14 protein-coding genes are annotated in these 10,967 nt (G+C 59.3%); all 14 read left to right on the forward strand.

Features of this window, described 5'->3' with window-relative positions; all coding sequences use genetic code 11:
• Positions 1-30 precede the first annotated feature (30 nt).
• Complete coding sequence (gene cysS / locus IJL83_07425) at positions 31-1,416, forward strand: cysteine--tRNA ligase (protein ID MBQ6553425.1); 1,386 nt, start codon at positions 31-33, stop codon at positions 1,414-1,416.
• Positions 1,413-2,009 carry a class I SAM-dependent methyltransferase gene (locus IJL83_07430; protein ID MBQ6553426.1) on the forward strand — a complete coding sequence of 199 codons (597 nt, stop codon included), beginning with the start codon at positions 1,413-1,415 and terminating at the stop codon, positions 2,007-2,009. Before cysS ends, IJL83_07430 begins: the two co-directional genes overlap by 4 nt.
• A 5-nt stretch (positions 2,010-2,014) precedes the next feature.
• Positions 2,015-2,911, forward strand: coding sequence for a YegS/Rv2252/BmrU family lipid kinase (locus IJL83_07435; GenBank protein MBQ6553427.1), 897 nt, complete (start codon positions 2,015-2,017; stop codon positions 2,909-2,911).
• Between the two features lie 114 nt (positions 2,912-3,025).
• On the forward strand, positions 3,026-5,059 hold the full coding sequence (locus IJL83_07440; GenBank protein MBQ6553428.1) for an elongation factor G: 2,034 nt from the start codon (positions 3,026-3,028) through the stop codon (positions 5,057-5,059).
• A 66-nt stretch (positions 5,060-5,125) separates the two neighbouring features.
• The gene (gene rpmH / locus IJL83_07445; protein ID MBQ6553429.1) at positions 5,126-5,260 is read left to right on the forward strand and encodes a 50S ribosomal protein L34; all 135 of its coding nucleotides are present in this window, start codon (positions 5,126-5,128) and stop codon (positions 5,258-5,260) included.
• A 7-nt stretch (positions 5,261-5,267) separates the two neighbouring features.
• Entirely contained in the window at positions 5,268-5,597 is a 330-nt protein-coding gene (rnpA, locus tag IJL83_07450; protein MBQ6553430.1) for a ribonuclease P protein component, read from the forward strand.
• Positions 5,597-5,806: a membrane protein insertion efficiency factor YidD gene (yidD, locus tag IJL83_07455; GenBank protein ID MBQ6553431.1), complete on the forward strand. Its 210-nt coding sequence runs from the start codon at positions 5,597-5,599 to the stop codon at positions 5,804-5,806. The genes rnpA and yidD overlap by 1 nt, the downstream gene beginning before the upstream one ends.
• A 21-nt stretch (positions 5,807-5,827) precedes the next feature.
• On the forward strand, positions 5,828-6,826 hold the full coding sequence (locus tag IJL83_07460; protein MBQ6553432.1) for a membrane protein insertase YidC: 999 nt from the start codon (positions 5,828-5,830) through the stop codon (positions 6,824-6,826).
• Between the two features lie 52 nt (positions 6,827-6,878).
• On the forward strand, positions 6,879-7,685 hold the full coding sequence (locus IJL83_07465; GenBank protein MBQ6553433.1) for a Jag N-terminal domain-containing protein: 807 nt from the start codon (positions 6,879-6,881) through the stop codon (positions 7,683-7,685).
• A 215-nt stretch (positions 7,686-7,900) separates the two neighbouring features.
• Entirely contained in the window at positions 7,901-8,347 is a 447-nt protein-coding gene (nusB, locus tag IJL83_07470; GenBank protein MBQ6553434.1) for a transcription antitermination factor NusB, read from the forward strand.
• Complete coding sequence (locus tag IJL83_07475; GenBank protein ID MBQ6553435.1) at positions 8,344-9,291, forward strand: peptidase M22; 948 nt, start codon at positions 8,344-8,346, stop codon at positions 9,289-9,291. Before nusB ends, IJL83_07475 begins: the two co-directional genes overlap by 4 nt.
• A 4-nt stretch (positions 9,292-9,295) precedes the next feature.
• Positions 9,296-10,531: an exodeoxyribonuclease VII large subunit gene (locus IJL83_07480; protein MBQ6553436.1), complete on the forward strand. Its 1,236-nt coding sequence runs from the start codon at positions 9,296-9,298 to the stop codon at positions 10,529-10,531.
• Positions 10,528-10,752, forward strand: coding sequence for an exodeoxyribonuclease VII small subunit (xseB, locus tag IJL83_07485; protein MBQ6553437.1), 225 nt, complete (start codon positions 10,528-10,530; stop codon positions 10,750-10,752). The genes IJL83_07480 and xseB overlap by 4 nt, the downstream gene beginning before the upstream one ends.
• The coding region (locus tag IJL83_07490) for a geranyl transferase (protein MBQ6553438.1) at positions 10,745-10,967 on the forward strand (223 nt) is incomplete at its 3' end. The genes xseB and IJL83_07490, both read left to right, overlap by 8 nt.

Here is a 10,967-nt window from a genome sequence, read left to right on the forward strand (position 1 = left end):
CTGTATATAAAATGGAAGGATATGCGTATCATGCTGCTTTTCAACACGCTTACGAACAGAAAAGAGGAATTCGTGCCGATAACTCCGGGTGAGGTGAAGATGTACGCCTGCGGGCCGACCGTCTATAACTTTTTCCACATCGGCAACGCGAGGGTGTTTGTCGTTTTCGACACGCTCCGCAATTTCTTCGAGTATATGGGCTACAAGGTCAAGTTCGTGCAGAACTTCACCGATATCGACGACAAGATCATCAACGCCGCAAATAAGGAGGGCGTGCCGGCGAAGGACTACGCCGAGCGCTTCATCGCGGAGTACTACACCGACGCGAAGGGGCTGGGAGTCCGTCCGGCTTCGGTGCATCCGCGCGCGACTGAGCATATCGACGTCATAATCGACATAGTAAAAACGCTGGTCGACAAGGGCTACGCTTACGAATCGAACGGCGACGTCTACTTCTCCACCAAGAAGTTCGGCGGCTACGGCAAGCTTTCGCATCAGCCGCTCGAGGAGCTGGAGGCGGGCGCCCGCATCGAAGTCAGCGACGTCAAGCGCGACCCGATGGACTTCGCGCTCTGGAAGGCCGCCAAGGAGGGCGAGCCGTACTTCGACTCCCCCTGGGGCAAGGGCAGACCGGGCTGGCATATCGAGTGCTCCGCCATGTGCAAAAAGCACCTCGGCGAGACGATAGACATCCACGCGGGCGGCAAGGATCTGATCTTCCCGCACCACGAGAACGAGATCGCGCAGAGCGAATGCGCCAACGGCGCCGACTTCGCGCGCTACTGGCTGCACAACGGCTACATAAACGTCGACAACGCGAAGATGAGCAAATCGAAGGGCAACTTCTTCACCGTGCGCGACATCGCGGAGAAGTTCGGCTACGGTCCGATCCGTATGTTCCTGCTCTCCGCGCACTACCGCAGCCCGATAAACTACTCCGTAGACATTCTCGAGCAGGCGGCCGCGTCGCTCAAGCGCATAAACAACTGCCGCGGCGACCTGCGCTTCCGCATAGAATCCGCGCCGGAGGGCGCCGAGGATACCGCCGCCGAAGCGAAGTGGGCGGAGCGCAAGGCCGCCTTCATCGCCGCGATGGAGGACGACCTGAACACCGCCGACGCGCTCGCCGCCGTCTTCGACCTCGTGCGCGACCTGAACACCTACCTCGCGGGCGAGCCGGAGAAGGCAACGCTGAAGCACGGGCTCGCGCTGCTGAACGAGCTCTGCGGAGTCCTCGGCTTCGCCGGCGAAGCGGAGGAGGGCATCGATGCGGAGATCGAGGCACTCATCGCGCAGCGCACCGAGGCGAAAAAGAACAAGAACTACGCCGAAGCCGACCGCATCCGCGACGAGCTGAAGGCGAAGGGGATAATCCTCGAGGACACGCCGCAGGGCGTGAAGTGGAAAAGGGCATGAGCGAGCATTATTTCTCCTCCGAGCCGACGAGCGCGTCCCGTCCGCGCAGCTTCGAGCTGACCGTCGGCGGCGTATCCGTGAGCTTCAACAGCGACGCAGGCGTCTTCTCCGCCGACAGGGTCGACAGGGGCAGCCGCGTGCTGCTCGAGGCGCTGCTGCGCCTGCGCGACTGGAACGGCGTGCGCACGCTCGACATCGGCTGCGGCTACGGCGCGATAGGCGTGACGCTCGCGAAGGCGGGCGCCTCCGTCGTCATGTGCGACGTCAACGAACGCGCCCTCGCGCTATGCCGCGAAAACGTCCGTCTGAACGGAGTTTCCGCCGTCTGCGCGGAGTCCGACGCGGGCGATGGGATGGAAGGCCCCTTCGACGCGGTAGTCACCAATCCGCCGATCCGCGCCGGCAAGAAGACCGTCTACGCCTTCTTCGACAACGCCTTCGGGATGCTGAAGACGGGGGGAGAGCTGTTCGTCGTCATACGCAGACAGCAGGGCGCCGAGAGCGCGGAAAAGCACATCCGCGAGTTTTTCGGCAACTGCGAAACTATAGAAAAAGAAGCGGGTTACCGCGTTTTACATTCAGTCAAAGGGTGAGGAAGTTGGAATTCGTACAGTTACTTTACAATCCTACCGCAGGCAAGCGCAGAAAGTCCCGCAAGTTCATTGAACAGCTCGTCTACCTGCTCGCGCAGGAGAGGGAGGACGTCCGCGTCTATCCCAGCAAGGAGAAAGGCGACCTGACGCGGTTTTTCGACACATTCGATCCGCAGGGCTGCAAGGCGATCTTCATCCTCGGCGGCGACGGAACGATCAACGAGGTCGTCAACGGCATGATGAATCACTCGGTCGACGTGCCGGTCTTCGTCTGCCCGATAGGCACGGCAAACGACTTTGCCTACTACCTCGGTGTGAAGCCGAAAGCGAAAAAGTGTGTGGAGCTCTACAAGGCCGGCAAGCTCGGCGGCATCGACGTCGGCGTCGCCAACGGTCAGTATTTCATCAACATCTGCGGCGCCGGACTCTTCATGAACAGCACGATGGAGTTCGACCCCGCCAAGAAGGCGAAGTGGGGCAAGCTCGCGTACTACGCCAAGGGCGTGTCGATGGTCAAGCTGCTCAAGCACTACCGCCTGCGCGTAGTCGCGGACGAGGCAGAGATTGAGGACGATTTCTTCTTCTTCATCGCGATGAACGGAGTCAGCACCGGCGGCCTTAAAAAGATTGCCTGCGACGCCGTCGCGGACGACGGACTGCTCGACTTCGTAGGCGTCAAGTACATAAAATTCCGCAGCGTCGTGCCGCTTTTCATCAAGCTGCTGCTCGGCAGACACCTGCACAACAAAAACGTCGTCTACTTCCGCACGAAGCGTCTTTACGTTGAGGCAGTCAACCACGACTGGGTGTTCGGCCACGCCGATATGGACGGCCAGCACGGCCCCGACCTGCCGATGAACATCTCGATAAAACCGAAGGCCCTGCGTTTTTTTGTTAAATGAGTTCATCAAAAGAAAAAAACTCTTGAAATAGTTGACATTTTATATTATAATATTTCTTGATGTGCATTTTGCGTTCAGTGAAACGCATTTACAACATATTGAAAGGGGATCCAAATGAAAACTTATCCTGCCGAAAAGATCAGAAACGTCGTATTCCTCGGCCACGGCAGCAAGGGCAAGACTTCCCTCATCGAAGCGATGCTTTATCTTGCGAAGGTCACCGAGCGCCTCGGAAAGGTAGACGACGGCAACTCCAACCTCGACTTCGATCCCGAGGAATCCAGAAGAAAGATATCCATCTCGCTTTCACTCGCGTCCTTTGACTGGAACGGGACCAAGATCAACGCGATCGACACTCCCGGTTACTTCGACTTTGAGGGCGAAGCCATCAGCGGCGCCGCCGCCGCGGACGCGGCTGTCATCGTTCTGACCGCCGACAACGCCGACACCGTCGGCACCTACAAGGCTATGAAGCTCTGCAAGAAGAACGGCCTTGCCCGTATGTTCTTCGTCAACCGCGTCGACGACGAGAACGCCAACTTCTACGAGACCCTCGACAAGCTGCACGAGATCTACGGCAGCGAGGTCATTCCGGTCATCCTGCCCGCGATAAAGGACAGAAAGCTCGAGTGCTTCGTCAACCTGCTCGACAACGAAGCGTACACCTTCGAGAACGGCGTCGAGAAGAAGGTTCCGGTTCCGGATTACATGGCCGAGCGCATCGAGCATTACAAAGAAGTCATCAACGAGAGCGTCGCCGAAGTCAGCGAAGAGCTGATGGAGAAGTACTTCTCCGGCGAAGCCTTCACCGAGGCCGAGATCAAGGACGGCATCGCCAAGGGCATAGTCAACGGCTCCATCAGCCCCGTCTATCCCGGCGTCGCGCTGACGCTCACCGGCATCGTTCCGCTGCTCGACGGCATCACCCACATGCTCCCGTCGCCAGTTGATACCAAGAAGGTCGAATCCGGCGCTCCCGTCGCCCAGATCTTCAAGACCGTCGCCGACGACTTCGTCGGAAAGGTCTCCTACTTCCGCGTTTACTCCGGCGAGATCAAGCCGGATATGACGGTATACAATCCGCGCGCGAACACGACCGAAAAGATCGCCCACGTTTACAATATCGTCGGCAAGAAGCAGATCGAGGTCGATACCATCCCCGCCGGCGACATCGGCGCGGTAACGAAGATGGCCTCCGCCTCCACCTGCGACACCCTCTGCACGCAGAGCAACGAGACCGTCATGCCGGTCTTCGATTTCCCGAAGCCCTGCCTCTCCAAAGCCATCGCTCCCAAGGCGAAGGGCGATGAAGAAAAGATCGCTTCCGGCCTCCGCAAGCTGATGGAAGAGGATCCCACCATCTCCTTCGAGAACAACGCCGAAACGAAGCAGCAGATCATCAGCGGCATGGGCGAAACTCAGCTCGACGTTATCGTCTCCAAGCTGAAGAACAGCAAGTCCAGCGTTTCCGTCGATCTTAAGGATGCGAAGGTGCCTTACCGTGAGAAGATCCGCAAGAAGGTCGAGGTTCAGGGCAGACACAAGAAGCAGTCCGGCGGCCACGGCCAGTTCGGCGACGTGTGGATCCGCTTTGAGCCCTGCGAGGGCGATGAAATGATCTTCGAAGAGGAAGTGTTCGGCGGCTCCGTCCCGAAGAACTTCTTCCCCGCGGTCGAGAAGGGACTGCGCGACAGCGTCACCAAGGGCGTGCTCGCCGGTTATCCCGTTGTCGGCCTGAAGGCCACCCTGTACGACGGCTCCTACCATCCCGTCGACTCCTCCGAAATGGCGTTCAAGATCGCCGCTAACCTCGCTTACAAAGAGGGTATGGCGAAGGCGTCTCCGGTCCTGCTCGAGCCCATCGCGAACCTCAAGGTCGTCGTTCCGAGCGATATGATGGGCGACGTCATGGGCGACGTCAGCAAGCGCCGCGGCAGGATCCTCGGCATGAACCCCGCCGAAGAGAAGGGCATGCAGATCGTCGAAGCCGAAGTCCCGATGGCCGAGATGAGCGACTACGCAATCTTCCTGCGTTCTCTCACTCAGGGCAAGGGTTGGTTCGAGCAGAAATTCGAGCGCTACGACGAAGCTCCCGCCAACGAGGCGCAGAAGGTCATCGACGCCGCCGCGAAGGAGAACGAGGAGTAATCCCGCTGATATTGCCGCAAGGCATTTCATAAACAAAAGAAACAGTTTGACACGGAGGTGTAAATAATGATCAGAACTTACCAGCCCAAGAAGCTGCAGCGCCAGAAGGAACACGGCTTCCGCAAGAGAATGGCCACCAAGAACGGCAGAAAGGTCCTCGCCCGCCGCAGAGCGAAGGGCAGAGCCAGACTGAGCTACTGATTTATCAATGAAGCTTTTGACTCTGAAGCAGAACGCGGAGTTCCGCAGACTGTATTATCACGGCAAAAGCGCGGCGGATAACGCGGTTGCGGTCTATGCGAAGAAAAACCGCACGGGCCGTAACCGCATCGGCATAACCGTTTCCTTGAAGATAGGGAACGCCGTCACCCGCACCCGCGCGCGCCGCGTCATCAGAGAGGGCTACAGGTCGGTGGAACACCGCCTGCCGCAGGGCTATGACTTCGTATTCGTCGCCCGCGGCAGAACGCCGCGCATGAAATCGGGCGAAGTCGGAGAAGCTATCTGTGAGCTCGTTGAGCGCCTGGGGTTGAAATGATGAAACGCTGTTTTCTCGCGCTGATAAAGTTTTATCAAAAGCATATCTCACCGCACACGCAGCCGCACTGCAGGTTTTACCCGACCTGCTCCGCCTACGCATACGAGGCGATAACGAAATACGGCGCGCTGAAGGGCGGATGGCTCGCGTTCAAGCGGCTGCTCCGCTGCAACCCGTTTTCGAAGAAATACTACGACCCCGTACCGTAACGGTACGCAGGAGGAACTCAAGTGTTTAGTATCATTGCGATACCCTTCGGGTATCTGATGAGAGGGCTGTATTATATATTCAATAATTACGCCCTTTCGATCATCTTCTTCACCATCATTATCCGCCTGCTGCTCCTGCCGCTTTCGATCAAGCAGCAGAAGGGCCAGACGATGGCGGCGAGGATGCGCCCGTTTGAAAACAAAATACGCCAGAAATACAAGAGCGATCCTATGAAGGCGAGGGAAGAGATCAACGCGCTCTATCAGTCCGAGGGCTATTCGCCTTATTCCGGCTGCCTTACCGCGTTGCTCCAGCTGCCGATATTCATCGGCCTTTACGAAGTCATCCGCTACCCGCTGCACTACATTGCCGGCGTCGCGAACGATCTTATCAACGCGCTTCCCGCGGTCGAGGGCGTCAGCACGCTCGATATGTACTACGCGGGTCTGCCGCAGGCGAGCTGGAACGCCGCCGACTTCGCGAAGATCTCCGGCGATTCGCTCTTCGGCCTGCCGCTTAATCTGAAGCTTTTCGGGCTCGACCTGACGCAGACAGCGTCCTTCGGGCAGATTTCGGTTTACTGGCTTTTCCCGCTGCTTTCCGGTCTTACCGCGCTGCTGATGCAGCTGATCACGATGAAGATCAACCAGCGCAACGCAGGCGGCGAGAAGCAGCCCGGTATGGGAATGATGCTGTTCATGCCTATCTTCTCGGTAGTCATCGGCTTCTCCGTACCGTCCGCGCTTGTTTTCTACTGGTGCGTATCCAACATCGTCATCACCCTCCAGACCGTCATTCTCGGCAGGTACTACACCGTCGAGCGCGTGATGCGCATCCGCGCCAAGAAGAAGGCCAAAAAGGGCGAAGCGATAACGAAGGAAGAAGCGAACATCCTTATCAAAAACGAAGACTATACCGTCGAGGAGGTCGGTCCCAAGAGCGCGAAGGAGCTCAAGGAAGAAGCCAAGCGCAAGCTCGCCGAAGCCCGCCGCAGGGAAGAGGAAGAGTGGAGGGAATAATTCCCCCGACGTGATAATTGCCGTCCGATGACGGCGGAACGGAGTATTAACAATGAGAATCGAAGCTACCGGGACCGGTAAGACCATAGATGACGCCATCCGCGCCGCATGCGAAAAGCTGGGCAGGGACAGAGACGACGTTGAAGTAGAGGTCATCACCGCACCCACCAAGAAGGTTCTGGGCTTTATGGGCGGCACGAACGCCGAGGTCGTCGCGTTCTACGACGACGGCAGACCCGAAGAAGCCGAAGCCGAAGAAGCGCCGGCCGCCGCTCCCGTTATCGAGGAGCCCGCGCCGGAGAAGAAAGAGAAAAAGCTCTCCCGCAGAGAGCGCAAAGAAGAAGCCGCCGAAGCGGCTCCCGAAGAGCCCGCCGCGCCCGCGCCCGTGAAGAGTGACGCGCCCGCCGGCAGCAAGCAGGAGAGGGCGGAGGCCTTCCTCGCGAAGATCCTTCCCTACATATCCTCCAAGCCCGTTGAGATCAAGAGCGAACAGACCGAAGACGGCGTCCGCATCAACATCGAGGGCGAGGACATCAACGCCATCATCGGTCGCCGCGGCGAAACCCTCGACGCGCTGCAGTACCTGACCGGCATCGTCTCCGCCAAGAGCGGCGAGAAGCATATGCGCGTCTACATCGACACGGGCAGCTACCGCGCCCGCAGGGAAGAGACGCTCGAACGCCTCGCGAAGAAGTACGCCGAGCGCGTCCGCAAGACCGGCAGAAGTTTGACCCTCGAGCCGATGAGCCCGAACGAGAGACGCATCGTGCACATGGTCATCCAGGAGATCGAAGGCCTCGAGTCCTACTCCAAGGGCGAAGGCAGCGCACGCCGCGTCGTCATCGCGCTGAAGAGATAAGCGGCAAAGCCGCTTACGCAAGGGCGATCTTGATCGCCCGCGCATTTACGCAGAAACTTAAAAACCGCGCCCTCACGGGCGCGGTTTTTGCGTCCGCGCTGTATTTATAAATAAAAAATATACATTTTTTGAGAAAAAGTATTCCTTTTTGCGCGCGGATAGTGTATAATCCAATATGTATATATGCAGCTATCAGGTAATAAGGGAGAATACGTATGAGCAGAACGAAAGCGCGCCGCACGGCGTTTGAAATGATATTCGAATACGGCTTCGGCAAGCACGCGGCGGAGGATATCCTCGCGGCGCGGCGCGGTGAAGAGCAGGAGCCCGACGCCTACTCCGTCGCCATGCTCGCCGCCTGCGAAAACAGACGCGCCGAGATCGACGCGCTGATAGAGAAGTACGCCGTCGGCTGGACGGTGCAGCGTATGTCATCCGTGACCGTCGCGGCGCTTCGCCTCGCGGTCTGCGAGCTTCTCTGCGCGGACGATATTCCCACGAGCGTCACCGTAAACGAGGCGGTCGAGCTCGCCAAGCAGTACGAGGGCGAGGAGTGTTCCGCCTTCGTCAACGGCATACTCGGCTCGATAGTGCGCGAACTGCCTCCAAAGGCGGCGGACGCGAAGCCGGAAGAACCGGAAGAAGAGAAAGCGGAAGAATGAAATACTATCTCGGAATAGACACGAGCAACTACACCACCTCCGCCGCGGCCTACCTTGAGGACGGCGTGATGATAAGCGAAAAGAAGCTGCTGCCCGTCGCCGCCGGCGAAAAGGGACTGCGCCAGAGCGACGCGGTCTTCCTGCACGTAAAGCAGCTGCCGGAGGTCGCGGAAAAAGTCTTCTCGCGCCTCCCGGAAGGCGCCCGGCTCGCGGGAGTCGGCGTTTCGACGCGTCCGCGCGACGCGGAGGGCTCGTATATGCCCTGCTTCCTCGTCGGCAGGACCTTCGCTCACGGCATCGCCTCAAGCCACGGCGTGCCGCTGAAGGAGCTTTCGCATCAGGCGGGGCACATTGCCGCCGCGCTTTACGGAGCCGGCAGGGTAGACCTGCTCGCGTCCGACTTCATCTCGTTTCACGTTTCCGGAGGCACGACCGAGGGGCTTTTCGTCAAGAGCTCACGCGGCGGAGTTTCCGTAGATATAGTTTCAAAAACGCTCGATATCAGCGCGGGTCAGCTCATCGACAGGATAGGCGTGCGGCTCGGTTTCGCTTTCCCCGCGGGCGCCGAAATGGATAAGCTCGCGCTCGCATACGCCGGCGATGTCTCCGCGAAGCCGGTGCTGAAGGGGGGCGACTGCTGCCTTTCCGGCGTCGAAAACGTCTGCGCCCGTCTGCTCGACGAAGGCGCGGCGCCCGAATACGTCGCGGCATACTGCTTCGGCTACGTCGCGGAGATGCTCGTGCGCGTTTCGGCGCGGCTGCGCGAAGAGCGCGGCGTCGTGCCGGTACTTTTTGCGGGCGGAGTTATGTCGAGCGAATATATCAGGAATTACGTCTCCGCGCGGATGGAAAACGTCGTTTTCACCAAGCCGGAGTTTTCGTCGGATAACGCCGCCGGAACGGCGTTTCTCGCCGCCGCGCTGTGCGGTCTGAAAGGGGAGTGAAGCGATGCCCGAACGCAATATCATAACCGTTTCCGCGCTGAATAAGTACGTAAAGCAGATAATCGACGCGGAGGATATACTCAATTCCGTCTGGGTGCGCGGCGAGCTTTCCAACTTCATCCACCACCGCAGCGGTCATATGTATATGACGCTCAAAGACGAGAACTCGCTGATCAAGACGGTGATGTTCAAGGGCAGCGCCGACAAGCTGACTTTCGAGCCTCAGAGCGGCATGAAGGTCGTCGTCCACGGGCGTGTCAGCGTCTTCGAACGCGACGGGGCGTATCAGCTTTATATCGACGATATGATACCGGACGGTTTCGGCGCGCTGAATATCGCCTACGAGCAGCTTAAGGAAGAGCTGCGGCAGGCGGGACTATTCGACGAGGCGAAAAAGAAAAAGCTCCCGCGCCTGCCGAACAAGATCGGCATAGTGACCTCGCCGACGGGAGCGGCGATCCGCGACATGATAAATATCCTCGGCAGGCGGTATCCGCTCGCCGAAATCATACTTTACCCCGCGCTGGTGCAGGGCGAGGACGCGCCGCCGACGATCATACGCGGCATCGAATACTTCAACTCGGGCGCGGAGCCCGTCGACGTCATCATCATCGGGCGCGGCGGCGGCTCGATCGAAGACCTATGGGCTTTTAACTCCAAGGAGCTCGCCTATGCGATCGCCGCGAGCGAAACGCCGGTGATTTCGGCCGTCGGGCACGAGACCGACTTCACGATCGCCGACTTCGTCGCGGACCTGCGCGCGCCGACGCCTTCGGCGGCCGCCGAGCTTGCCGTGCCGAACGCCGCCGATATGCTGACGTGGTTCGACGGCTGCGAAAAGCGCATGGCGGCGGCGATGGGCAAGCGCGTCGAGCTCTGCCGCAGGCGGCTTGACGAGCTGAAGTCCCGCCGCTGTATGGAGAGCCCGATGTATCAGGTCGATCAGCGCCGCATGAATCTCGACTACGCCGTCAAGGCGTTCGCGTCGGCGATGAAGCTCCGCACGGAGCAGGCGCGCAAGCGCCTTTCGGAAGCGGCGGCGTCGCTCAACGCGATGAGTCCGCTGAACGTGCTCGCGCGCGGTTACTCGATTTCCGAGAAGGAGGGCAGACCCCTCCGCTCGGCGAAGGAGCTTTCCGCGGGCGACGCGATCACCGTGCTTCTCAGGGACGGCAGCGCCGGCTGCCGAGTAGAGACGGTAGTTGAAAAGGATAATATTTCCGGAGGAGAAAAGATATGAGCGACATCAGTTTTGAAACCGCGATAAAGCAGCTTGACGAGATCGTCAGATCTCTTGAAAACGGCGATATCCCGCTGGACGAGGCGCTCGCGCTCTTTGAAAAAGGCGTGAAACTGACCGAGGTCTGCACCGCGAAGCTCAACGCCGCCGAGAAGCAGATAAAGCTGCTCGTCAAGGACGGCGACGGCATGAAAAAAGAGGACTTCACCGCCAATGAATGACGCGACCTTCAGCGAAAAATACGCCGCGTACGCCTCGATGGCGGAGGCGCGTCTGCGCGCCTGCGCCGGTTCCGGCTCCACGCTTGAGGAAGCGATGGGCTACACGCTCTTCTCGGACGGCAAGCGCGTGCGTCCCGCGCTCGCGCGCGCGGTCGGCGATATGCTCTGCGGCGAGCCGGAAAAGGCGCGGCCTTACGCCGCCGCGATCGAGCTTA

This window comes from Clostridia bacterium (assembly GCA_017438525.1).
Classification (GTDB): Bacteria; Bacillota; Clostridia; order Oscillospirales; family RGIG8002; genus RGIG8002.